General features: G+C 55.4%; 23 protein-coding genes. 15 read left to right on the top strand and 8 right to left on the bottom strand.

Annotation, left to right across the window (positions count from 1 at the left end; translation table 11 throughout):
- Positions 1-29: 29 nt before the first annotated feature.
- The 5 genes from parE to Q0778_RS01605 all read left to right on the top strand — a co-directional run bounded on the left by parE (position 30) and on the right by Q0778_RS01605 (position 5,209).
- Entirely contained in the window at positions 30-2,006 is a 1,977-nt protein-coding gene (gene parE / locus Q0778_RS01625; RefSeq protein WP_298333520.1) for a DNA topoisomerase IV subunit B, read from the top strand.
- A complete protein-coding gene (locus Q0778_RS01620; protein ID WP_298333518.1) occupies positions 2,003-2,542 on the top strand; it encodes a hypothetical protein in 540 nt (179 codons plus the stop codon). The genes parE and Q0778_RS01620 overlap by 4 nt, the downstream gene beginning before the upstream one ends.
- Complete coding sequence (locus Q0778_RS01615; protein ID WP_298305373.1) at positions 2,539-2,907, top strand: hypothetical protein; 369 nt, start codon at positions 2,539-2,541, stop codon at positions 2,905-2,907. The genes Q0778_RS01620 and Q0778_RS01615 overlap by 4 nt, the downstream gene beginning before the upstream one ends.
- Positions 2,908-2,923: 16 nt before the next feature.
- Entirely contained in the window at positions 2,924-4,234 is a 1,311-nt protein-coding gene (locus Q0778_RS01610; protein ID WP_298333516.1) for a serine hydrolase, read from the top strand.
- Positions 4,235-4,345: 111 nt separating this feature from the next.
- Positions 4,346-5,209, top strand: a complete 864-nt coding sequence (locus Q0778_RS01605; protein ID WP_298305378.1) for a MoxR family ATPase — start codon at positions 4,346-4,348, stop codon at positions 5,207-5,209.
- On the opposite strand, the gene Q0778_RS01600 is transcribed toward Q0778_RS01605, so the two are convergent.
- On the bottom strand, positions 5,206-6,618 hold the full coding sequence (locus tag Q0778_RS01600) for a methyl-accepting chemotaxis protein (protein WP_298333514.1): 1,413 nt from the start codon (positions 6,616-6,618) through the stop codon (positions 5,206-5,208). The genes Q0778_RS01605 and Q0778_RS01600 overlap by 4 nt on opposite strands.
- Positions 6,619-6,786: 168 nt before the next feature.
- Between Q0778_RS01600 and Q0778_RS01595 the strand changes: the two genes are divergently transcribed.
- Entirely contained in the window at positions 6,787-7,971 is a 1,185-nt protein-coding gene (locus Q0778_RS01595; RefSeq protein WP_298305551.1) for a VWA domain-containing protein, read from the top strand.
- A 4-nt stretch (positions 7,972-7,975) separates the two neighbouring features.
- Positions 7,976-8,503 carry a hypothetical protein gene (locus Q0778_RS01590; RefSeq protein ID WP_298333512.1) on the top strand — a complete coding sequence of 176 codons (528 nt, stop codon included), beginning with the start codon at positions 7,976-7,978 and terminating at the stop codon, positions 8,501-8,503.
- On the opposite strand, the gene Q0778_RS01585 is transcribed toward Q0778_RS01590, so the two are convergent.
- On the bottom strand, positions 8,497-9,717 hold the full coding sequence (locus tag Q0778_RS01585) for a DUF1343 domain-containing protein (protein ID WP_298334845.1): 1,221 nt from the start codon (positions 9,715-9,717) through the stop codon (positions 8,497-8,499). The genes Q0778_RS01590 and Q0778_RS01585 overlap by 7 nt on opposite strands.
- A 104-nt stretch (positions 9,718-9,821) precedes the next feature.
- Here Q0778_RS01585 and Q0778_RS01580 point away from each other — a divergent pair, with 104 nt between their 5' ends.
- On the top strand, positions 9,822-10,316 hold the full coding sequence (locus Q0778_RS01580) for a TspO/MBR family protein (protein ID WP_298333510.1): 495 nt from the start codon (positions 9,822-9,824) through the stop codon (positions 10,314-10,316).
- Between the two features lie 7 nt (positions 10,317-10,323).
- On the opposite strand, the gene Q0778_RS01575 is transcribed toward Q0778_RS01580, so the two are convergent.
- A complete protein-coding gene (locus Q0778_RS01575; protein WP_298333508.1) occupies positions 10,324-10,854 on the bottom strand; it encodes a hypothetical protein in 531 nt (176 codons plus the stop codon).
- A 76-nt stretch (positions 10,855-10,930) separates the two neighbouring features.
- On the opposite strand from Q0778_RS01575, the gene tyrS reads away from it, so the two are divergent.
- The 6 genes from tyrS to Q0778_RS01545 all read left to right on the top strand — a co-directional run bounded on the left by tyrS (position 10,931) and on the right by Q0778_RS01545 (position 16,187).
- Complete coding sequence (tyrS, locus tag Q0778_RS01570) at positions 10,931-12,157, top strand: tyrosine--tRNA ligase (protein WP_298333506.1); 1,227 nt, start codon at positions 10,931-10,933, stop codon at positions 12,155-12,157.
- Between the two features lie 158 nt (positions 12,158-12,315).
- Positions 12,316-12,654, top strand: coding sequence for a PilZ domain-containing protein (locus Q0778_RS01565; RefSeq protein WP_298305399.1), 339 nt, complete (start codon positions 12,316-12,318; stop codon positions 12,652-12,654).
- A 69-nt stretch (positions 12,655-12,723) separates the two neighbouring features.
- Positions 12,724-14,022, top strand: a complete 1,299-nt coding sequence (locus Q0778_RS01560; protein ID WP_298333504.1) for an MFS transporter — start codon at positions 12,724-12,726, stop codon at positions 14,020-14,022.
- Entirely contained in the window at positions 14,019-14,939 is a 921-nt protein-coding gene (gene cysK, locus Q0778_RS01555; RefSeq protein WP_298333502.1) for a cysteine synthase A, read from the top strand. The genes Q0778_RS01560 and cysK overlap by 4 nt, the downstream gene beginning before the upstream one ends.
- A gap of 22 nt (positions 14,940-14,961) precedes the next feature.
- A complete protein-coding gene (locus Q0778_RS01550; protein WP_298305407.1) occupies positions 14,962-15,732 on the top strand; it encodes an aspartyl/asparaginyl beta-hydroxylase domain-containing protein in 771 nt (256 codons plus the stop codon).
- A 29-nt stretch (positions 15,733-15,761) separates the two neighbouring features.
- A complete protein-coding gene (locus tag Q0778_RS01545) occupies positions 15,762-16,187 on the top strand; it encodes a GNAT family N-acetyltransferase (RefSeq protein WP_298333500.1) in 426 nt (141 codons plus the stop codon).
- 12 nt (positions 16,188-16,199) lie between these two features.
- Here Q0778_RS01545 and Q0778_RS01540 read toward each other — a convergent pair whose 3' ends face one another.
- From Q0778_RS01540 to Q0778_RS01520, 5 genes are all read right to left on the bottom strand, one after another.
- The gene (locus tag Q0778_RS01540) at positions 16,200-18,482 is read right to left on the bottom strand and encodes a penicillin acylase family protein (protein WP_298333498.1); all 2,283 of its coding nucleotides are present in this window, start codon (positions 18,480-18,482) and stop codon (positions 16,200-16,202) included.
- Between the two features lie 152 nt (positions 18,483-18,634).
- On the bottom strand, positions 18,635-20,440 hold the full coding sequence (locus tag Q0778_RS01535; protein WP_298305416.1) for an acyl-CoA dehydrogenase C-terminal domain-containing protein: 1,806 nt from the start codon (positions 20,438-20,440) through the stop codon (positions 18,635-18,637).
- An 88-nt stretch (positions 20,441-20,528) separates the two neighbouring features.
- Positions 20,529-20,993: a MerR family DNA-binding transcriptional regulator gene (locus Q0778_RS01530; protein ID WP_298305420.1), complete on the bottom strand. Its 465-nt coding sequence runs from the start codon at positions 20,991-20,993 to the stop codon at positions 20,529-20,531.
- A gap of 31 nt (positions 20,994-21,024) precedes the next feature.
- Entirely contained in the window at positions 21,025-21,426 is a 402-nt protein-coding gene (hisI, locus tag Q0778_RS01525) for a phosphoribosyl-AMP cyclohydrolase (RefSeq protein ID WP_298305423.1), read from the bottom strand.
- 409 nt (positions 21,427-21,835) lie between these two features.
- A complete protein-coding gene (locus tag Q0778_RS01520) occupies positions 21,836-22,543 on the bottom strand; it encodes a ComF family protein (protein ID WP_298333496.1) in 708 nt (235 codons plus the stop codon).
- Between the two features lie 56 nt (positions 22,544-22,599).
- Here Q0778_RS01520 and Q0778_RS01515 point away from each other — a divergent pair, with 56 nt between their 5' ends.
- A complete protein-coding gene (locus Q0778_RS01515) occupies positions 22,600-23,331 on the top strand; it encodes a methyltransferase (protein ID WP_298333494.1) in 732 nt (243 codons plus the stop codon).
- Position 23,332: the final 1 nt, after the last annotated feature.

Here is a 23,332-nt window from a genome sequence, read left to right as displayed (position 1 = left end):
GCGGTGCCCCCAACGCCTATATCAGGACCATGTCAGAAGACCTGTTTGAAAATGCTCCCGCTCCGAGCGGTGATTACGACTCTTCCTCCATCGAAGTTCTTGAAGGACTGGAGCCCGTCCGTCGCCGTCCTGGCATGTATATCGGCGGGACCGATGATCGCGCCCTGCACCACCTCGCAGCGGAAGTCCTCGACAATTCGATGGACGAAGCTGTTGCGGGCCATGCGAACCGGATCGAAGTCCGCCTTGAAGAAGGCAATCGCCTGAGTATTTCAGACAATGGGCGCGGCATTCCGGTTGATGAACATCCCAAGTTCCCTGGCAAATCCACGCTCGAAGTGATCCTTTCGACATTGCACTCAGGCGGCAAATTTTCAGGTAAAGCTTATGCGACCAGCGGCGGCCTTCACGGGGTTGGGGTCAGCGTGGTGAATGCGCTGTCTTCAAACACCCGTGTTGAGGTTGCGCGCGATAAGCAGCTCTACGCACAGGAGTTTTCAAAAGGGCAATCCCTTGGCCCGATCGAAGTGGTGGGAGCAGTCCCCAATCGGCGCGGCACAACGGTTACCTTCACCCCTGATACCGAAATATTTGGCGAGCGAAGTTTCAAGCCTGCACGGCTGTTCAAACTCGCGCGATCGAAAGCGTATTTGTTCGCTGGTGTCGAAATCCGCTGGAAATGTGCGGACAGTCTTGCCTCTGAAGATGTCCCGGTGGAGGCAGTGTTCAAATTCCCCGGCGGCCTGGCAGACCATCTGGCCGAACAGGTCGGGGGCAGAGAGTGCGTGACCGCCCAGCCCTTTACCGGGCGACAGGACTTTCCCGATAGTCAGGGTCGGGTCGAGTGGGCGATTGCTTGGCCGCTTTTCTCCGATGGCTCGACCAGTTGGTACTGTAACACGGTGCCCACACCCGATGGGGGTACGCATGAGCAAGGCATTCGCGGCGCTCTTACGAAAGGTCTGAGAGCATTTGGTGAATTGACTGGCGTTAAGAAGGCAAAGGACATCACTGCCGATGATGTGATGACCGGCGCTGAGGTTATGCTCAGTGTCTTTATTCGCGATCCGCAATTCCAATCACAAACCAAAGATCGGCTCACCTCACCTGAGGCAGCACGGCTAGTCGAGAACGCCGCGCGCGACCATTTCGATCACTTCCTCACCGACAATATGGAGCGCGGCAAGGCACTTTTGGGTGAGGTGATGGAGCGCATGGATGAGCGGCTCAAGCGTAAGCAAGAGCGCGAGATCAAGCGCAAGACAGCGACCAACGCCAAGAAGCTGCGCCTCCCTGGCAAGCTCACCGATTGCTCCGGCGATGGCGACAGAGAGACCGAGTTGTTTATCGTTGAGGGTGACTCTGCGGGCGGCAGCGCCAAACAGGCCCGTGATCGTAAGACCCAGGCGATCCTTCCGATCCGAGGTAAGATATTGAATGTCGCGAGCGCGACGAAAGACAAGATCAACGCAAACTCCGAGATTGCCGATCTTGTTCTCGCAATGGGGTGCGGCACTCGCAAGGACTGCGACCCTGAGAATCTTCGCTACGACCGCATCATCATCATGACCGATGCCGATGTAGACGGTGCACACATTGCCACACTTTTGATGACATTCTTTTTCCAGGAAATGCCCGATTTGGTTCGTAAAGGGCATCTGTTCTTGGCGCAGCCCCCGCTCTATCGCCTTACTGCTGGCAAAGAGAGCCGTTATGCCCGAGACGATGCGCACCGGGTGGAGCTTGAAGAGTCTGTGTTCAAAGGCAAAAAGGTCGAGGTTGGCCGCTTCAAGGGGCTAGGAGAGATGAACCCGCAGCAATTGCGCGAAACCACCATGCACCCCGACACGCGCAGCCTTATTCGCATCACCCTTCCCCTCGAGTTCGAACAACGAGCGAGCGTTAAAGAGCTCGTCGACCAGCTCATGGGCCGCAATCCAGAGCATCGCTTCAACTTCATTCAAAACCGTGCAGGCGAGATGGACAGGGACATGATCGACGCATGAGGCCGTCGCTTGGACTTTTGGCCATCGCATTGTTGGCCGGAGCGCCGTCAGTTGCCGCTCAAAAAGCGGAGCCCTCTTACCCTTTCTCCCGCTTTGTCGGTGAGTGGAAGCTTAAGGACGATCAATTTCAACAGGTCTGGGACGGAGAGACGGTTGAAACTCTCTCTATCCCCAGCCACCGAACTGTGTGCTCGCGGGTCAACACCGATAGTTCTGCTCTATGTCAGGTCGATGCGGTAGATCTTGAAGGGCACATATTGTGGGCAGTTCAAAATGATGGCAGCTCCGTCTCACACCTCTCGCACTTCGGCAGCTCTCGGTTGGGTGATGGCACGGGGACGCTTGATGGGGCCGGAAATCTATCACTGACAATACGGTTCTCTGACGAGCCGCCGGGCACCTATCGCCACTATTCATACAGTTGGGTATCCACGGATGAGTACTATATGATCTCACGGCAGTATAATGCCGAAGGTAAGCCAACAGGCAATTGGTATGGCGGGGGTTTCATACGCGTTAGGAATGAACCGAAGTGAGCAAAGACAAATACCCAGATCCCCGCGAAGATGACATTTACGCTGGCGATCGGCGGATTTCACGGCCTGACAGCGCCATTCCCGACTGGCATATCCCCGATGCGAAATATCGACCTATTCCGATCGCTTGGTTTGCGGCCGCCTTCCTCGTCCAAATGGCGGTTCTGTTTACTATTTTTATCGCACTAAGCTCACAAAACGGTTGGATCACCATCGCCCTGTGTAGCCTGGCGACAGGAGCAATTGGTATGTGGACCTGGGACCGTGGGATGAAAGATGCGGGGAGTGGATGGCGCATTGCAACAGTCGTAATTCTCATCGCGCAACTGGCGTTTGTGTGCCTTGGGGCCAGTGCGCGGATTTAGCTTCAGGAGAGATCGTTTGAGCAAGCTTTGCCAACGCATTCTCGCTACGGTTCTGCTCTCGATTGCCAATTCGAATCCTACGGCAGCCCAAAGTCTTGAGCATGAGGTGGCTCCAGCGGAAGAGCAATCCGGATTGCAAATGCGAGCGGAGCAGGTTGTGGCGCTTGTTAATGGTGAACTCGAGCCAGAGGAAGTTCTGTCCGAGAGCTTTCTTGCAGCGATACCGGCTGAGCGTTTCAAGGGCATTGCCCGCCAGCTGACAACGCAATTTGGCGCTGCAGTGGCTGTTGAAAGCCTTGATCCCTCCACCGGTCATCGGGCCGTTCTCGCCATCCGCATGGAGCGCGCCATTGCGAAGGGTGCTATCGCGATTGACCCAAGCATTGATCAACGGGTGAGTGAGCTTCTATTCCATACTTTTGACCCGGTGGATGATAGTCTTGCCAAAATCGAAGCTGATCTGGCAGCTCTCCCCGGCAAAGTCACTTGGCGGTTCGGGTCAATTGATGACAGGCTTAATGCCATCACATCTTCCGGGGCAGATGAGCAAATGCCCATCGGTTCGACATTCAAGCTCTATGTACTCGCAACACTTGCATGCGAAGTCGCCACAGGGAAGCGCAGTTGGAGCGATCAAGTGGCGTTAGGGCCAAACCGCAGTTTTCCCAGTGGAATGCTCCAAGATTGGCCCAAAGATGCGCCCCTAACGCTTCACACGCTCGCAAGTCTGATGATTTCCATCAGCGACAACACTGCCACCGATACTCTGATCGATGAACTCGGACGCGAGGCCATCATGGAGACGCTGATCGCGAGTGGCCATGCTCGGCCGGAACTCAATGATCCTTTCCTCAAGACACGCGAAATGTTTCTTCTGAAAGCAGGGCCTCCAGGGCGGCTCACAACCTACCAACGCAACGGCCCCGATGTGCGGCATCAAATATTGGACGGCATCGAAAATGTGGCTGTACCACCAAGAGAGGTCGCCGCAGCCTTCTCTGGCGCACCGGTGGCGTTGGATGTTGAGTGGTTTGCGAGTGTCCAGGACTTGGTCAATTTGCTTGATTACATGCGAAGAACTGCTGACCCGCAGGCCTTTGAGATAATGGCGATAAACCCTTCAATGCCCGAGGAGAGGCGAGCGGACTTTCACTTTGTCGGCTATAAAGGTGGATCGGAACCGGGAGTTCTCAATCTGACTTGGATGCTTGAGGACAAGAATGGTCAAGATTACGCCCTGATCTTGAGTCAGCGTGATGACGACGTGCGATTTGATCCATCTGCACTGGAACTTATCGCCCAGCGCCTGTTGTCTCTGGAACACTGATCCTCGCCCAAGCGTAGTGCTAATCAGGATCATTCGCGCAAGCCCTCTTGCACACCTCCATTTGCATCCTTATCGCGGCGCGGAACAGAATTACGTTTTGAAGGAAAACCCATGAGCGACACGAACGGCCAACGCTTTGAAGGCACCAGCAACTATATCGCGACCGATGATCTCAAAGTCGCGGTGAATGCCGCTGTGACCCTGCGCCGGCCGCTCTTGGTCAAAGGTGAACCCGGGACTGGTAAAACCGTTCTTGCCCATGAGATTTCCCAGGCGCTCGGCGCTCCGATGATCGAGTGGAACATCAAATCAACCACCAAAGCGCAACAGGGCCTCTACGAATATGATGCGGTTGCGCGCCTTCGTGACGGTCAGCTTGGCGATGAGCGGGTCCACGACATCAGCAATTACATTAAGAAGGGCAAACTGTGGGAAGCCTTCACCTCTGAGCAGCTCCCCGTTCTTCTTATTGACGAGATCGACAAGGCCGATATCGAGTTCCCGAACGATCTTCTTCAAGAGCTCGATCGGATGAGCTTCGACGTTTACGAAACGCAGGAGCGGATCGAGGCCAAAGAGCGCCCGATCGTGGTCATCACCTCAAACAATGAGAAGGAACTGCCCGACGCATTCCTTCGTCGTTGTTTTTTCCATTACATTAAGTTCCCTGATCGTGAGACCATGTCTTCGATTATCGATGTTCACTTCCCTGGCATTCAAAAGACGCTGGTGAAAAAGGCGATGGATATCTTCTACGAGCTGCGTGAAGTGCCGGGGCTCAAAAAGAAGCCATCAACCAGCGAACTTCTCGATTGGCTGAAGCTGCTGTTGAACGAAGACATGCCGTTGGAAGTGCTCCAAGACGCAAACCCCAATAGCGCGATCCCGCCGCTCCACGGTGCTCTGCTCAAGAATGAGCAGGATGTGATGCTGTTCGAACGCCTGGCCTTTATGGCGCGCCGCAATCCGAGCTAAATCCGCGATCCGTCGAGCGTGTAGGCGAACTTCAGATCGCCCCAACGCTCGCCGTTAATGCGAAGCGGAACATAGGCGCTGCGCACCACGCCATAGCCGCCACCTTCGGTAGGCTGACGGAAGACTGACAGACGATAAGGAGCCTCACTCCTTAGCGCTGCATGATCTGCATCATCCATCAGGATGCGGCCATTGCGGCAAAAGCGCGTGTCGTGCTCAAGTTCGCCAGTTGGTTTTTGCGCAAACCGTTCAATATGGGCGGGCATATACCCGTTGGTATCGGCGCACACGGTGGCAATCGATTCTTCGATGCTATCAGTTGATCGGTCCATAATTGGTTTCCAGACTCGCATTGCGAATTCGGTGATCCCGGTGGTGAAGCGCTCAGGCGCGGAGCCTTTGATGAGAGCATAATCCTGATCGAACACTGCGGCGCGACTTAGTTCACCGCTCGCGATAGCCGCTTCGGTTTCAGCAATGATTTCTCGGGCGACTTCCATGGCATGTTGAGCCATTGCGTCATCTTGAGGAGAAAGCCCTGCCTGAACCAGTCCATCGAACATGTCGTTGGCTATGCTCTCAAGGCCCACTGCTTCGCTTTGTGCGTCGGCAAGTTGCTTTTCGTTCTCGCGCGTGACGCGGTCGTAACTCTCCAGCACATCCTGCACTGCATTCACATGACCACTGATTGTCCCGGTTGAACGAGCGATGACATCGTTCTGCTTGTCGACCTCTTCAACAAGGCCACTCACATTCTCCATCGTCTTCTCGATCTGCGCAACTGAAGCTTTGGCTTCGCCGCTTGCCTGACTCCCCGCTTCGATCTTTGTGATGAAGGTGTTGGCTTCTTCATCCAGAGAGGAAATGGTGTGAGTGATCTCTTCAGTCGCTTTGCGTGTGTCATTAGCGAGGCTTTTCACCTCGTCTGCCACCACCGCAAAGGTCCGTCCGGCTTCCCCTGCGCGCATCGCCTCGATGGTTGCGTTTAGCGCAAGAATATTGGTCGTTTCAGCGATATCGTCGATATCTTTTGCGCTGCGGCGTACTTGCTCCATCGCTGCGGCAAAAGTCGTGACATGCTGGCCAAGAGTATCAACCATTTCAAGTAAATCATTGATCTGACCCAGCGAAGAATGGATCAGCGCCGACCCTTCGTTAAGCCGCTCGATCGCGCGCTCGGACAAGAGGCGAGCTTCGTCGCTCGCATCCGAGACCTTGGCCTGGTCGGCTTCCAGGTCTGCAACAGTGCCTTGGAGCGCATCATGCTCTGCCCGCAACATCTCAGAGGATGCAATCACCGCTTCAACCACGCCCGCAACCTGGCTGCATCCCACCGTAACTGCCCCGCAGTTCTCCGGGATGGCTTCAAGCGCCGAAGCGTCTGTCGCTTCAATTGCAATTGGTTTCATTAATCTGCGGCCCCATCTGTTATACGCGCGTGGTGGCGTGCCTTGGGCAGAGCGCTAACTAAGTTTGGTTAGCGAAACTTTAAAATGGGTCTCAACCAACGAGTATTCATACAAAAGCCCGCGTCTTTCAGACTGGCGTCTTAGCCTTCTAGCGGCTACATGGGGCTCATGTTTTTCAACTTCATGGATGAGTTGCGCGACGCTGGTATCGGCGCAAGTTTCAAAGAGCACCTAACATTGCTTGAGGCGCTCGAAAAGGACGTGATCGAGCAGACGCCTGAGGCGTTCTATTACCTCAGCCGTGCTACCTTTGTGAAAGACGAAGGAATGCTCGACCGGTTCGACCAGGTGTTCCACAAGGTCTTCAAAGGCATCATGTCCGATTATGGGCAGAACCCGGTCGATGTGCCTGAGGATTGGCTCAAATCCGTCGCGGAGAAATTCCTGACCGAAGAGGAAATGGCCGAGATTGAAAAGATCGGCGATTGGGACGAGCTTATGGAAAAGCTTAAAGAACGCCTCGCCGAACAGGAAAAGCGCCATGAAGGCGGGAACAAATGGATTGGCACCGGAGGAACATCTCCCTTTGGGAATTCAGGCTACAACCCCGAAGGCGTGCGCATCGGCGGCGAGAGTAAGCACAAGAAAGCCGTCAAGGTCTGGGAAAAGCGCGAGTTTAAAAACCTCGACAACACCAAGGAGCTGGGCACCCGCAACATCAAGATGGCCCTTCGCCGTCTTCGGCGGTTCGCCCGTGAAGGCGCGCAGGATCAGCTTGATCTGGACGCGACGATTGATGGCACAGCCAAACAAGGCTTTCTCGACATTCATATGCGAGCAGAGCGTCGTAACGCTGTGAAATTGCTCTTGTTCCTTGATGTGGGCGGTTCGATGGACCCTTTCATCAAGCTGTGCGAGGAACTCTTCAGTGCGGCCACCACTGAATTCAAAAACCTCGAGTTTTTCTACTTCCACAACTGCCTCTATGAAGGCGTTTGGAAGGACAACAAGCGCCGCTGGCAAGAGCGGGAAAAGACCTGGGACATCCTCCACAAATATGGCCACGACTACAAAGTGATCTTCGTGGGCGATGCGGCGATGAGCCCGTATGAGATTACCCATGCGGGCGGCTCGGTCGAGCATATGAACGAAGAAGCCGGCGCGCTTTGGATGAAGCGGGTGACGGACACTTATCCCGCAACCGTCTGGCTCAATCCCGTGCCTGAAAAGCAATGGGGCTATTCGCAATCGACCAAGATGCTCAAAGAGCTCGTGAACGACCGCATGTATGGGCTGACCTTAGAGGGGTTGGATGATGCGATGCGGGAGTTGAGTCGGAAGCAGGGGCATTGATGAATTGAATGCCTTGATTGAGTGGCTCGGTTCCAACGAGGGACTCGCTGGATGGGCGCAGTTCTTTGGATCAATGCTTGCACTTTTTCTAACTATTGTAATTGCAAGAGGCCCTGAAAAGCGTCGGAAGAGTCAGCTCAAGAAGGCAGCAGAACGGTTGTTGCAGCACGGGTACGAGGCGATCGAAAGCTATTCACGAACATCTGAATACTTTACGCCATTCCCGCTTTCCATTCGACAGGCCGCGTTAACATCGGAAGCTCTAGCGAACGACATATCAGATTTTCCAACGTACGAACTCGACGACCAAGGTCAGTTATCATTGGCCAGACGATTAACTGCCATGGCAAACGCCCTCAGATCTCATGCGCTTTCGCTGGAGGCAATCGCAAAGCAGGTAGAAGAGCTTGGCTGCGGACCGGGCGAGCTAGAGAGCTTAAAGACTATCAACTCACAGATACTAACCAACGTAACTGCACTAATAGAGGGTAAGTTACTCGATCGACCAAAACCCGAAAACTATGTTCAATAAATCAAATGCGTTCTAACAGTTTGCACCCAAGCGGCCTCGTCCGCTGACGCAATTGCATCCAGATCATCAGGCGACGCACTCGTATCATCTACCCAATCCCGCAAAGTTGGCCCGCCGTTGATCACATCGATTGCGAGCACATCGTTCGTGTACTCGTACTTAAAGTCCGTACCGCGCCACAGTTCGTAGTCCGGATAAAGTCGCCGGATCGCCTTGAACGCCAGCGCCTGCATCCTCCACGGTTTGAACGCCTCGTGATCGTATGCCGGCCCCTCCGCGTGGAGCATGATCGCATTGCACAGCTTCCCAGCGTGCTTGTGAAAGGTCGGCTCGAACCAGCAGTCGCGCATCGTCACACCAGCGCACCAATCGGGCGCTAGGCTCAGCATCTCCTTCCCAACCGCCTTCGCATCAATGTCTGGCGCGCCGAACAATACCTCTAAGGGTCGCGTGGTCCCCCTGCCCTCGCTCACTGTCGCGCCCTCGATCATCACCGTGCCGGCGTAGCATCGCGCCATGTTCAAACTCGCGGCATTGGGCGAAGGGTTGACCCAAATGCGGTCATGAGGCCACCCATAGCCGCTAGCAATGACATCGCCGCCCGCTTCAGGCTGCCAGCCCTCCATGGCAACAACCTTGTATTCTACTTCGAGCCCGAAGTGTTCAATGAACCAATGACCCATTTCGCCCATCGTTAAACCATGTCGCATGGGCATGGGCGCAGCGCCAACAAAGCTCTCATGCCCCGGCACCAGCAAAGTGCCCTCCACCGGGCGGCCAGCGGGGTTCGGGCGATCCAAAACCCACACCTCTTTGCCTAGCTTTTCCGCCTCTTCGAGGAGATAAAGGAGGGTCGTCACAAAGGTGTATATCCGGCAGCCCAAGTCCTGTAGGTCATAAAGAAACACGTCGGCAGTGCTCATCATCTGACCGGTTGGCCGCCGGACTTCGCCATAGAGCGAGAACACCGGAATTCCGTAGTCAGCATCCATCTCATCTTCGGTCTCGACCATATTGTCCTGCTTGTCGCCCTTAAGGCCATGCTGAGGACCAAACGCGGCGGTCACATTCACACCCGCCGCGATCAACGCGTCCAGGCTGTGTGTCAGATCTTCGGTAACGCTTGCAGGGTGAGCGATCAGGGCCACGCGGCGGCCTCTCAATTGTTCCAAAAGCTCAGGGCTTGCAAGCAGTCGATCCACGCCAAATTTCACGGAAGAAGTCATTGCGCAGAATTGAAGCAGTCCGACTTGGAACGCAATCCCGTTTGCATCGCTCACGCTTTGTAACCCACCGGTAAGTGTGTAGGCATGCACTGATGGATATCGATTGGACTTTGGCGATCATCGCAGCTCTCTGGGCGATCATCCTCGGCGGAGCTGGCGGTGCGCTGACAGAGATCGGCGAGTGGTACAGAAACCTCAAGAAACCGAGCTGGCAGCCACCCGATTGGCTGTTCGGCCCAGCATGGACTGTCATCCTCGGCCTTTCGGGATGGAGCTTGTATCTAGCCTACTCAAAAGCCCAATTCTTTCCCGACCATATCCTCATCGCGGCTCTTTTTGGCGTGAACTTTGTTCTGCACCTTGCCTGGTCACCGCTCTTTTTCAAATCAAAGCGGCCTGATTGGGCGCTGTTTGAGAATGTTTTCCTTTGGTTGTCGGTTGCCGCTTTGTGCTTTTTCCTGTCTGGATACTCCACCGTGGCAGCGTGGCTCAACGCGCCATACCTAGCATGGGTCAGTTTCGCGTTTGTACTCAATTGGAAGATCGTCCAGCTGAATCGTCCGTTTGGGCGAACAGCCGTCGATTAATGTGGACCTATGCGCGATCGAGCACCCATTGGCGACATGCCTCAGAATGAAACTCCGGCTTGCCTGGAGGAAAGGCCAAGGCCCAAAACTGCAAACTTCCGTCTGCGTGTTCGACGATTGCGTTCAATGCCACTTGCGCGGGGGTTGGTAAGTCACTGGCAATGTTAGCGACAAGCTCAAGTTCGCCTGCCCCGTCCGAAGAGCCATGTGCCACGCTCAATGAAATCGCATCAACCGGCGCATCGCGCATACCTTCGCGAAAACCATCGAAGTCATAGGCAGCCCACCGTCCCGAGAGCGATAGGTTGAATTCACGGTAATACGTCCCGCCAATCGGCTGCCAAAATATCTCGAAGCAGGTTGTCTTCCAAAGATCATCGGTGCGGATCGACGGAGCCGCCTCTGGCACCTTGATGCGGTCTACTCCACCATCGAGCCGAAAACGTGCCTCACAACCTACGTCTGTCGCATGAACCTCAGCGGTTACGGAGCGAATGGGGCCAAGGTCGCAAGCGTTGTGGAGCATAAGGGCTTTCATGCCGTTCCTATCGCCAAGTGAAACAAGGCGCGCAAGTGACTTCCCCGCGTCCATGCACACTGTTAAGCGCTCCCTCATGACTTACGAATCCGATCTGCTGTGTCTGCTTGAGGAACGCGGCCACTTGCACCAAATCACCGATCCGGGCGCACTGGACGCTCTTGCAAGCAAGCAGGTCATCACCGGCTATGTTGGCTTTGACCCAACCGCCTCTTCGCTCCACATCGGCAACCTTGCTTCGATCATGTTGCTGCGCCGTCTGCAACAAGCAGGGCACCGGCCGATTGTCATTATGGGCGGTGGCACAGCCAAGGTTGGCGATCCATCAGGTAAGGATGAAACCCGCCAGTTGATGACCGAGGAGCGGCTCGCATCAAACATCGCCGGGATCAAAGGTAGCTTTGAGCGTATCCTTGAATTTGGCGACAGCACAACTGGCGCGCTGCTTATCAATAATGACGATTGGCTAAGTAAGCTCGGCTATGTGGAGATGCTGCGCGATGTGGGCCCGCATTTCACGATCAACCGAATGCTGACGTTTGATTCGGTAAAGCTACGCCTCGATCGAGAGCAGCCTCTGAGCTTCCTCGAATTCAACTACATGATCATGCAGGCCTACGATTTTCTCGTACTGGCGCGCGATTATGATTGCAGATTGCAGCTAGGCGGCTCGGATCAATGGGGCAATATCGTCAACGGGATTGAACTTAACCGCCGTATTGATGCGCGAGAGGTTTATGGCGTTACTGCGCCCCTCATCACCCGCGCGGACGGTGCCAAAATGGGCAAGTCTGTAGATGGGGCCATCTGGCTCAATGAAGATGCGCTGCCCGCCTATGATTTCTGGCAATATTGGCGCAACACCGATGACCGGGACGTAGGGAAATTCCTTAAGCTCTTCACCGATTTGCCCTTGGAAGAAATCGCAAAGCTCGAGGCTCTTGAGGGTGCTGAAATCAACCACGCCAAGACGGTGCTCGCGAATGAGGTTACGGCCTTGGTGCGTGGGTTTGAAGCTGCAAAGGCGGCGGAAGCCACTGCGAGGGAAACCTTTGCTGGTGGTGGCGCAGGCGAGGACCTACCGACGTTCGCGGCGGGTTCAGGCGGAGAAAGGCTCTTGCAAGTACTGACCGGGATAGGCTTCACAGCCTCAAACGGGGAGGCCAAACGCAAGATCGCCGAGGGCGCAGTCAAGGTGGATGGCGATGTCATCCTTGACGCTGGCTTCGTCGTTCACCCGCGTGAAGGCGAGCCCTTGAAGCTCAGTTTGGGAAAGAAGAAGCACGGCCTCATTACCGTGTGATCGGATCGCCGAGTGCGCACGCGCCAAAGGTTTGGATGGCTTAGACATAGGGTTAACTTTGTAGCTGTCCCAAGCGCTTTACTAAATATCAGCCTTTCTCCGGCACTTTACAAATTGTCCGTGAGGGTGCGGACCTTTGAAGAAGGAGGGCTTGGCCTGTGGCAGCCGGAGCAAATCTGAGTGTAACCGATATGCGGCGCGCTGCGCGCCACCCAGTGGATTTCCCCGTGATCGTCGAGCATCACTCGAAAGGCGATATCAATCTGCACGTCTGCAATATCTCAGCGCATGGATTTATGGTCGATGATGCAGAAAGCCTGGGACGCGGTGAACGCGTCATCATTCGCTTGCCCGTAGTCGGTCGAATCGAAGCTTATGTCATCTGGACTCGTGAAAACCGGGCTGGTTTCCAGTTTGAGCGGATTATCCGTCTCGATGATTTTGTCACGATGATAGATACGCTTCAGCCCAATCCACGCCTTCGGCGCGATCGCTAAAACCCAGATTCTCACGACAACTGACACCACTCGCTTGGCAGGACGCTTCGCGCCTGTCATGGCGCTTGCGTGATATCCCAAGCCGCCACTCACCCGTTCCAGATCCACAATTTCCGCGCCTATTGGGCCGCGCGTCTGAGCATGACCCTTGCGCAAGACGCTATGCTTCTGGTTATCCAGTGGCAGGCCTACAATCTGGCGCGCGATGCCGGGATGAATGTAGCCGAGGGCGCTGGCCAACTGGCGATAATTGGCCTCTTGCAATTTCTGCCGCTTTTCATTCTGACTCCGTTCTCAGGCCTTGCCGCTGACCGCTTCGACAGGCGGTTGCTAGGCCTCCTGACAGTATTGTTGCAGTTCCTATGCGCCGGCGCGCTGCTATGGGGCACATGGGTCGGTGAGATTTCGCTCCCCATCCTCTTCGCAGTATCGATAGCACTCGGCATCGCCCGCGGATTTGCCGGGCCTGCCTTTTCCGCACTCTCGCCTAACCTTGTGCCAAAGGAATTGCTGCCCACGGCAATTGCACTTTCGTCAATCTCTTGGCAGGTCGGCAGGCTAGTCGGGCCAGCAATCGGGGCGGTGCTCTATGCTATTGAGCCCACCCTCCCCTACCTTGGAGCAAGCGTGCTTTTCACGGTTGCATTCATCTCGCTGGGCCTAGTCGGGAAAGTTCCCCAGCCTGCCATGCGCAAGGACCAGCGCCCTATCGGCGCAATCGTCGATGGCCTTGCTTATGTTGGGCGGAACAAGATGGTCTTGGGTGCGATAACGCTGGACCTGTTTGCGGTGTTTCTCGCTGGAGCTAATGCGCTCATTCCGGTCTTTGCACGCGACATTCTGCAAACCGACGAGATCGGTCTCGCAATGCTTGCATCAGCCACGCCAGCGGGCGCTATCGTGACTGGCCTATTCTTCTCGGTCAGGCCTCTAAAAACCAATGTTGGCCCAAAAATGCTTTGGGCGGTTGGTGTTTTTGGTGTCGCTACAATTGTCTTCGGCCTCTCGATCAGCCTACCGCTCAGCCTTGCGATGTTGTTCATTATCGGTGCCGCTGACATGTTCAGTGTCTACGTGCGCCAATCGCTGATCCAATTGCATACACCCGACGATAAGCGCGGACGCGTGTCTTCCGTTAGCATGCTCACAATTAGCGCATCCAATGAAGGCGGCGATGCGTTCTCTGGCGCTCTGGCCTATGCCATGGGCCCTGTCGCAGCACTAGTTGTCGGCGGAGTGGGCGCAATCGTGACTGTTGCTGCTTGGAGCCGAATTTTCCCTGTCCTACGCACAACGAAAACCTTCGATCCGCCAGATGATCTGCTAGAAGGTGGCGTGAAAAGAGATTCTCAGGAGGACCTGACATGAAAGCTGCAAACATTCTCGAGACAATCGGCGGTACTCCGCACATCCGCCTGTCCAAGCTGTTCCCAGATCATGAGGTCTGGCTGAAATCTGAGCGCAGCAATCCGGGCGGATCAATCAAGGACCGCATCGCGCTCGCTATGGTGGAGGATGCCGAAGACAAGGGACTGCTCAAAGCTGGTGGAACCATCGTCGAACCGACCAGCGGCAACACCGGGATCGGCCTTGCCATGGTGGCGGCGGTCAAAGGTTATGAGCTCGTCCTCGTCATGCCCGAAAGCATGTCAATTGAGCGTCGCCGACTGATGCTCGCCTATGGCGCGACCTTTGATCTGACCCCGAAAGAAAAAGGAATGAAGGGCGCCATTGCCCGCGCGACCGAGATCGTCGACACCACCGAAGGGGCTTGGATGCCGAGCCAGTTCGACAATAGCGCGAACCCCGCGATTCACGCCCACACCACTGCTCAGGAAATCCTAGCTGACTTCATTGATACTCCGGTTGACGTGATGATCACCGGCGTTGGCACCGGAGGGCACCTGACGGGATGTGCCGAAGAGCTTAAAAGGCATTGGCAGAACTTCAAAGCTTACGGAGTGGAGCCCGTTCTTTCTCCAGTGATCAATGGCGGTGAGCCTGGCCCTCACCCAATTCAGGGCATCGGTGCGGGCTTCATCCCGGGTAACCTTCATACCGATGCAATTGATGGTGCGATTAAGGTCGACGCTGAAGATGCGAAGGAAATGGCCCGCAGAGCGGCACGAAAGGAAGGCATGTTGATCGGCATTTCTTCGGGTGCCACTCTGGCTGCGATTGCGCAGAAATTGCCTGAGCTTGACGCAGGCACCCGCGTGCTCGGCTTCAACTACGATACCGGTGAGCGCTATCTCTCGGTACCCGAGTTCTTACCAGTCGAATAGGATCCGAATGGGGGGCTCTCAGATGGCTCAACATGAACACAACCAAGGGCAGGAACCACGTCCATGGATCATCAGGGTAGGCTCAAGACTGCGCCGTCGGATCGACCGGATCAGCACGGCTAGCTCAATCATCCCGGTTGAGCCATTGCTAAGCGAAGAGCATTTCTCTTGGACCAAGGCGATTGCCGAACATTGGGAAGACATCGCCGCTGAGGCAGATACGGTCATAAGACACCGCGAGGCTATCCCTCCCCTGCGCGAACTCTCACCAGACCATCGCAACACCGGGCGCGATGGCAAATGGCGTTCGTTCTTCCTGTTTGGTTATGGCTACAAAGTGCCGGAAAATTGCGCGCGGGCTCCCAAGACTGCAGCGTTGATGGAGAAAGTACCTGACCTCAATTCTGCTTTCTTTTCCATCCTTGATCCGGGCGCAACGATCCCTCGCCATCGCGGCGTCACGCGCGGGCTCATTACCTGCCATCTAGGAGTAAAGATTCCAAAGGATGCACCTAAATGTTGGATCGAAGTTGAAGATCAAAAAACCCATTGGAACAACGGGAAATGGCTGGTCTTTGACGATTGCTTTGAACATGAGGTTGCCAATGAGACTGACGAAATGCGCGTCGTCCTTCTGGTCCAGGTGAAACGCCCCATGCGGCTTTTGGGCAAGCTTGTGCACGACACATGGCTATGGGCCATCCGCAAATCACCCTTCGTCCAGGACGCACGCAAGAATTTCGACAAATGGGAAGAGGCTTTCGCGACCGCCGAAGCCAACGAGCCTGCTTAACAGCAATTCCACTTCGGAGGGCAGCGGAATTGACTGCAATCACCATCCACAAAACCGAGAAGCCGAGCGATGGGGAATACGCTAGAACCCTGGAGATCCTCAGGACATTCACTAGATCCAGTGTTCCCATCCTCGACAATCATGATTTTGCCCTTCTTCTTAAGGACAAAGCGAATGTGCTCGTCGGCGGCCTTATCGCCCAATCGCGCTGGGGCGGATTTCACATTGATATCCTCACCCTTTCCGAACATCTGCGTGGCCAAGGTTGGGGCAAAACCTTACTCAAGAAAGCGGAAACGGAAGCGCGCGCACGCAAATGCCATCACATGCGCCTCGACACATATGCCTTTCAAGCGCGTGCCTTTTACGAAGCACATGGCTTTGAGGTATTCGGCCAGATTGACGGACCAGAGCCCTACTACCCGCACTACTTTATGATGAAGCCGCTGGCTTAAGTCAGTTGGCTTCTACTCGCTGATCATCACAGTCTCCCCGATCCGGGCCGCTTCGATTTCCTCATCGCTGAACGGCAGGCGGTGCCATTTCTTCTCCGAATACAGCCGGGTCTGATCAGCGTAGAAAGGAGAAACAGGATCCGTGCTTTGTGAATAGCTCAGGATCGCATCAGCAACCGGTCCATCGTCGTCAAAACCAACGATCTGGATATAGCTTGACCCATGGCGTGGGGTAAGGCCGCCCTCCACTTTCCTTCCGATCTGCATATTGAGAATGCCGGGTCCGCCAGGACCGCCATGGATGGCGATTTTTTCGTCACCATCTGTTCGTGTTTGGACAGCACCCCAAGGTGCATCGAGCGGGATGCTCTCAGAGGTGATTTCCTCAGCTGCCTCGCGCAGTGCATTCAGAAGCTTCTCGCCTCGCTCACCCTCAACATTCAAATTGTTTGGCGTTGCAATCGGATCTTCCGGATCAAAGTCTGTAAGCCAGAAGCCCGAGTCCCTCGGCACCTTGTCCCAGAACGTCAGAAAAAGGTGCGCGCCCTTGCTCTCATTGTTCACTCGCCGATCCCAGTCGGCAAGAACACCGCATGGTTCAGCGAGCGCATTGTTGCCCGCGCAAAGACCCAGAACTTCATCCATAATCATATCAGCGACAAGAACTTTGTTGCCGAAGACAAGCTCTTGAGCGCGGGCGTGGTCCATCTGAGCCTCAGTCAGCATTGCTTCAGTCTCGGTAAAGTTTGATCGTGTGCGTAGAGACAGCCGAGTCTTGTGTTCGCCAAGGATCGGCGACAGTTCGCGGTAAGGCTCGCCCGCATGGCTGAGCCAATAGCTGTCGTTAGAATTGGTGACATAGTCGCGGCGAATGCGTGAAGCTTGATCAGTTCCGGGCATCAGACCGGGCTGAGATGCGGTTGTTGGCTGCGTCATCCAATCGCATTCAGAACGGCTCCCATCAAGAAGAATGATCTGGCTTGCGACCATCGCGGAAAACGGCGTTGCGCAGGCGGTGGCGAACTCTTTGCCCACATTGGGCACGGCGGTGATGTCAGCATGCAGAGCGCGGCCCTCTCGGTCGGCTGCAATTGTGTTCACCCACGGGATGCCGAGCGTTTCGCTAATTGCGCTTTCCACTTCGCCCACAGTACTCGAAAATCCAATACCAAGCCAAGCATCCATCCCGCGCTGATTACCGGTATTGGCATCGCGCAGTGTGAAGGCCATTTGCCGAGTCCATTGTGCACCCGCACTCGGGAGCGAGACAACAGGACCGAACTGGGTCGAATAAAGGACCGTTTCATAAGGCTCCTTCCCATCCGGCATCGGCACGCTGACAAGGGTTTCTTCCATCGGCACTGCTTCGCCATCAACCATGTAGCTAGTCGCGTCACCGTCCGCGAGTTGAAGCATGTAGACGGTAAAGTGGCGCGCAGCCGTCACCGTGTGGGTCCAGGCGACATCCTTGTTAAAGCCGAGCGTCGGAAGGGGCGTGCCGGCAATGCCAACGCCCATGACGTCATAGCCATTTGGCCCCTTTACGTGCATCTGCCAAAAACGTGCCGGCCCTTCCCACGGGAAGTGTGGATTGCCGATCAGAAGGCCTTTCCCATCCACCGTCGCTTCCGAGCCAAAGGCCCAGCCATTGCTGCCATAATTGGGGTCAGGCGGTCCGGGGAATGCTATCGATTGCGGATCAGCGATTGCCACGCTTTCGCCCGGAGGAGCCGCCTTCGCAATCGCGCCCGCAAATGCGAGCGAGCTTGCCAAAAGCATCGTCTTTTCATTGAGACGCAGCATGTCATCGGTGGTGATTGGGCGCACCCATTCCGCATCTTTGCATTCCTTAGGCAAGCTTGCCACCGGATTGTCGAAGAGGAAACGGTTATACCCCGCCACATAACCTGCAATCAGAGCCTGATTGGTCGCGCTGGACTTGGCCAACCCTTTACGCAGACCGGATATATCGATCTGGCTGCGGTAGAAAATGTCAGAGGTGAGATTATCCGCCCCACGAAGACCGAGCGGCGTTGGTGTCTCCGGCCCCCAATGCATCGAGCGCTCCCCCCGCACAGTGGTGAATTCCTCAGCGAGCATGCAGATATTGTCCTCCGCATAGGCATAAGCAACGCCGTACCCGACACCTTCCCAGGTATCCGCCTCGATATGGGCGATGTTGTGAGTGGTTCGGGTGATGTCGGCCTTAAATGGGCTATCGTCCTGAGCGATTGCCGCAGTGCCAAGTGCGGTTGATGCCAACAAGGCCCCCAGTCCAGTTGCCAGATTGCGCATACTCACTCTCCCTACTTTCCTTTGAGCACAAGGCTATTGAGGGTGAGAGCATCTGGCAAGCGTGTCTGTGATCTGCATCAACCTTTGGCGCAAAGGAAAAGCCCCCGCAGGCTCAACGCTTGCGAGGGCTTTCAATTTTTTGCGTGCGCGCTTTAGGCGGCGGTTGAAAATGCCTCTTCAGGAAGAGCCATCATGTTCTCACTACCCGCTTCAAGCTTGCGGCGAAGCGCGCCTGCATCCGGAAGGAACCGCTCAGCATAGTAGGCCGCAGACGTCATTTTCGCTTCGTAGAATGCCTTATCTTCCGGAGCACCAGCAAGAGCGGCAGCAGCCGTCTTGGCTTGCTTGAGCCAGAAGAAACCGATCGTCACGATGCCCATAATGTGCATGTAATGATGTGCACCGGCACCCAGGTGATTGGGGTTGGCCATCGCGTTTTGCATGAACCACATGGTCGCTGCCTTCTGCTCACTCAGCGCTTTCTCGATTTTGGTCGCGAGATCAGCAAGAGCATCATTGCCTTTGGCTTCAGCGATCTCATCATCGATCATTTTGAAGAAAGCTTGGATCGCACGGCCACCTTTGCTGGCGAGCTTGCGACCACAAAGGTCCATCGCCTGCACGCCGTTGGTGCCTTCATAGATCATCGCAATGCGGCTATCGCGCACGAATTGCTCCATGCCCCATTCCTTGACATAGCCATGCCCGCCATAGACCTGCTGCATGTTGTTCGCGATGTCATAGCCCTTGTCGGTGCCGTAGCCTTTGATCACCGGAGTCATGATGCCGATGAGATCGTCAGCCAGCTGACGCTCTTCTTCAGTTTGGGCCTTGTGGGTGAGGTCCACTTGGAGAGCACCCCACAGGCACAGCGCGCGCATGCCTTCGTTGAAGACCTTTGCGTCCATCAGCATGCGGCGCACATCGGGGTGCACGAAGATTGGGTCCGCTTTTGCTTCTGGCTCAGCCGGTCCCGCCAGTGCGCGGCCCTGACGACGGTCAAGTGCGTAAGTGACGCCGTTCTGATAAGAGACTTCTGCCTGTGCGAGCCCTTGAAGACCGACCCCCAGACGCGCCGCGTTCATCATAACAAACATGGCGGCCAGACCCTTGTTTTCCTCGCCCAGCATATAGCCGGTGGCTTCATCATAGTTGAGGACGCAAGTCGAGTTGGCGTGGATGCCCATCTTCTTTTCGATAGAACCACAGGTGACACCATTGCGCTCACCCGGCGCGCCGTTTTCGTCGAGGACGAACTTGGGCACGATGAAGAGCGATATGCCTTTCGAGCTGTCGGGTGCGCCTGGTGTCTTTGCCAGAACAAGGTGGATGATATTGCTAGTGAGATCGTGCTCGCCCGCGGAAATGAAGATCTTTGTGCCGGTGATCTTGTAAGAGCCATCCGCTTGCGGCTCTGCTTTGGTCCGGATCAGGCCAAGATCGGTCCCGCAATGCGGCTCTGTCAGGTTCATAGTACCTGACCATTCACCTGTGATCATCTTGGGCAGATACGCTTCCTTCTGCTCCTGCGTACCAGCAGCTTCGAGAGCCGCCGACGCTCCATTGGTGAGGCCCGGATACATGCCGAAAGCTTGGTTTGCAGAAGCTGTAAACTCTTCAACTACCATCGCGAGCGTGTGTGGGAGACCTTGCCCGCCAAACTCCTCAGGCTTCGCCAAAGTTGCCCAGCCAGCTTCGACATAGGCGTCGTAGGCTTCTTTAAAGCCATTGGGCGTTGTCACCGAACCGTCTTCGTGGCGGGTGCAGCCCTCTTCATCCCCTGACTGGTTGATCGGAGCCAGCACTTCCGAACAGAACTTGCCAGCTTCATTTACAATCGTATCGATCATATCCTGCGAGGCATTTTCGAAGCCTGGCAGATTACCGTAGCTCGCAAGGTCGAGCATTTCATTGAGGACAAAGCGTGTGTCGCGGGTCGGGGCGGTGTAAGTTGGCATCAGAAGATCCCTTTTTTCGAGCGGGTGCAGTAATATATGGTGTTCGTCATGAATCGCCTTTGGTTACGGAAAGGCGGAGTAATGTCGATCAGCCCAAATCGAGTTTTTCAATCTCATTGACAAAATCGCTGAGCTCTTTGATCGAGCTATCAATATCGGCGCGCTGCTCTTTAAGCTTTGCGATATGCGCGCGGCATCTCTCAATCGTGACGCGGCGTTGTTCAACGCGGCCGTCGTCAAGATCATAAAGGTCAATCATTTCTCGAATTTCGGTAAGGCTAAATCCCACGTTCTTGGCACGCATGATCCAGGCAAGACGTGCGCGATCACGCTTGGAATAAACGCGGGTAAGCCCCACGCGAGCTGGACTGATTAGCCCTTCATCCTCGTAGAAGCGCAATGCACGAGCGGTACAGCCGAACTCGGACGTCAAATCGGAAATTGAGAATTGTTCACGTGCAAGATCATCCGGGCGATCCAGATGTGCGCCATTGCGGCGATGCTCTTTAGAGCCATCACGGGTGTCAGTGAGCGATTCGGTGTGCGTGTCCATTTCAACGGACTACCTTACCTTTACGTCAGCGTCAAGTATTGACCTTTACGAGAGCAGATACATCTTCGGCTTCTGAAACAAGCCGCCGATAGAAGCACGACCTGCGTCCCGTATGACACGTTGGACCCGCCGGATTTGCGTAAATGACGAGCGCGTCCTGGTCGCAATCGACCAAAATCTCGACCACGTTCAAAACATGCCCGCTCGTCTCGCCCTTCATCCAGAGCTGTTGCCGAGAACGAGACCAAAAGGTCACCTTTCCGCTTTCCCGCGTTCTCACAATCGCCTCTTCATTCATAAATGCCACCACCAATACGTCTTTGGTAACTGAGTCGAGCACCACAGCAGACAACAATCCATTTTGATCAAACTTGGGCGCGAACACATCGCCCTCTTCGCGCGTTTCTGCGCTTAATGGTATGACGGCAGACAAGAATGCTCTCCCAAAACGTAACAAACTGAGACGCGAAACGATCAGAGGTTCAACACATGCGACAGAATGTTGCATGATAACCACATATGAACGCCAAAATACGTGCATTTACATGATTGGACTTTAAGATCGGGAACCGCAGTGGAACAACCTTTCTCACGGATGCCACAAAGCATCCATCCACCTAACAAACGGTGTTGTCAAACGCCGGGTTCAGGGGGTTGTCGACCAGAGCCAACAGCGGGGTGTTGGAGTGGTCGATTGAACGAATGAGGGACCAGGTCCTGAAGGCGAAGTTAGGGGGTCGCCTTCTGAGCTCTCTAAGAGCGGATCTCAACCGTTTCGTCACGTGGCGCCCGGGGCTTAACGGCCTCGGGCGTTTCGGTATCTGAGGCAGATTTTTGTTCACTTAAGCCTGCGACGCTCTGTCTGCGCGCGCAAAACAGGCGATGCGGACCGAATGAACTTCAGCACCAAGCAGTGCTTCCACACAAGCATTGCTTGTAGCACCGCTGGTTAGAACATCATCGACCAAGATAATGGCCCGATCCTTGATCGCTTCCCTGGCGTTAGCGCGTACAACTATTGCCCCCGCGAGCGCCTTATGACGTTGCTTAGCGCTCATATTGCCGAGGCTAGGCGTTCGCTTCTGTCGGATGAGAGCATCGACCTTGAGCTCACCCTTGCCCGCCTCCGCCACTTCGCGTGCTAGCAGGGCGGCCTGGTTGAAACCGCGATGCCAAATGCGCGTGCGGTGGAGCGGGACCGGGACGATGAGCGGCGCGTCCCCCTTTTCGAGTTGGATACGCGAGGCCATCATTCGGCCAAGAAGAGGCGCGAGCGCCAGTTTGCCTCCGTGCTTGAACTTCAGAATCAGGGCGCGAGACATATCATTGTAAAGGGTCGCTGCGATGATCCCTGAGTGATGCGCACCATCCTCGGTTGATGGTTTGTGCTCACCACCTGGAAACTCAAGTTCTCCCCAGCAATCAACGCACAAGGAGCCCTGGTTAGCCGTCGCAACTCCACAAGAGGGGCAGCGTGGTGGGTAGACCAGATCGACAAGCGGCCGAACGCTCTCTTTGATTTCCTTAGTAAGGTACGCAGACCATGCCATCGATCAACACAGTGCACCTCTTGCGCGACCGCGGCAAGCGCGCCTAGGGAGCCGTCATGTCGCCGCCCAAAGTCCCGCAGATTTTCAACCGTAAAGCCAGCAGCGCCAAATGGGCGCGTGCGCGCGCTCGGCAGGCGGATGTGAACAGCGCTTCCTATCTCTATGACGCGATCGCAGAAGACATCGCAGATCGATTGGGTTTCATGCGGTTTGACGCTAAGAACGCGTTGATAGTGGGTGATGTGACTGGCGGTTTGGGCGCTTCTACAAGCGCGCATCTCGGCGATTTCGATGAGGAAACTCCGGGCGCTTTCGAGGAGTATGACCTGATTGCCCATGTGCTCGGGCTTGGCACAGTGAACGATCTGCCAGGCGCGCTCATCCATGCCCGCAATGGCCTCAAAGAAGGTGGACTGTTTGTCGCAGCTTTTCCGGGAGCTGGGTCATTGCCCGTACTCCGCCAGATCGCTCTCGAGGCGGATGGAGAGCGGCCCGCGGCCCGAATGCACCCGCTGGTGGACAGCCGCGCTGGGACGGCGTTGCTCGAACGCGCCGGTTTTACGCGCAAGGTGGTAGACAGTTTCCCTCTGAAAGTGCGCTTTTCATCGCTCAGCCAACTTATGAGCGACCTAAGGGACCACGGCCTGACCCGTTCCCTTACCAGTCCCGTTCCACCATTGACCCACGATTGGATAGGGCGGGCCGAAGCTGCCTTTGATGGATTACGCGAGGACGATGGGAAGGTCACAGAGACCTTCGAAATCCTTGTCCTTACAGGTTGGCGGTAAT

This window comes from uncultured Erythrobacter sp., assembly GCF_947502395.1.
Taxonomy (GTDB): Bacteria; Pseudomonadota; Alphaproteobacteria; order Sphingomonadales; family Sphingomonadaceae; genus Erythrobacter.
This window is presented reverse-complemented; position numbering and strand designations above follow the sequence as displayed.

What these genes read in the sequence shown, in the direction of transcription:
- tyrS (WP_298333506.1), top strand. Translation starts at nt 10,931, where the DNA reads ATGACTTACGAATCCGATCTGCTGTGTCTGCTTGAGGAACGCGGCCAC.
- Q0778_RS01520 (WP_298333496.1), bottom strand. Translation starts at nt 22,543, where the DNA reads ATGGCATGGTCTGCGTACCTTACTAAGGAAATCAAAGAGAGCGTTCGG.
- Q0778_RS01620 (WP_298333518.1), top strand. Translation starts at nt 2,003, where the DNA reads ATGAGGCCGTCGCTTGGACTTTTGGCCATCGCATTGTTGGCCGGAGCG.
- Q0778_RS01580 (WP_298333510.1), top strand. Translation starts at nt 9,822, where the DNA reads ATGGATATCGATTGGACTTTGGCGATCATCGCAGCTCTCTGGGCGATC.
- Q0778_RS01540 (WP_298333498.1), bottom strand. Translation starts at nt 18,482, where the DNA reads ATGCGCAATCTGGCAACTGGACTGGGGGCCTTGTTGGCATCAACCGCA.
- parE (WP_298333520.1), top strand. Translation starts at nt 30, where the DNA reads ATGTCAGAAGACCTGTTTGAAAATGCTCCCGCTCCGAGCGGTGATTAC.
- Q0778_RS01550 (WP_298305407.1), top strand. Translation starts at nt 14,962, where the DNA reads ATGGCTCAACATGAACACAACCAAGGGCAGGAACCACGTCCATGGATC.
- Q0778_RS01515 (WP_298333494.1), top strand. Translation starts at nt 22,600, where the DNA reads ATGTCGCCGCCCAAAGTCCCGCAGATTTTCAACCGTAAAGCCAGCAGC.
- cysK (WP_298333502.1), top strand. Translation starts at nt 14,019, where the DNA reads ATGAAAGCTGCAAACATTCTCGAGACAATCGGCGGTACTCCGCACATC.
- Q0778_RS01575 (WP_298333508.1), bottom strand. Translation starts at nt 10,854, where the DNA reads ATGAAAGCCCTTATGCTCCACAACGCTTGCGACCTTGGCCCCATTCGC.
- Q0778_RS01535 (WP_298305416.1), bottom strand. Translation starts at nt 20,440, where the DNA reads ATGCCAACTTACACCGCCCCGACCCGCGACACACGCTTTGTCCTCAAT.
- Q0778_RS01600 (WP_298333514.1), bottom strand. Translation starts at nt 6,618, where the DNA reads ATGAAACCAATTGCAATTGAAGCGACAGACGCTTCGGCGCTTGAAGCC.
- Q0778_RS01605 (WP_298305378.1), top strand. Translation starts at nt 4,346, where the DNA reads ATGAGCGACACGAACGGCCAACGCTTTGAAGGCACCAGCAACTATATC.
- Q0778_RS01595 (WP_298305551.1), top strand. Translation starts at nt 6,787, where the DNA reads ATGTTTTTCAACTTCATGGATGAGTTGCGCGACGCTGGTATCGGCGCA.
- Q0778_RS01530 (WP_298305420.1), bottom strand. Translation starts at nt 20,993, where the DNA reads ATGGACACGCACACCGAATCGCTCACTGACACCCGTGATGGCTCTAAA.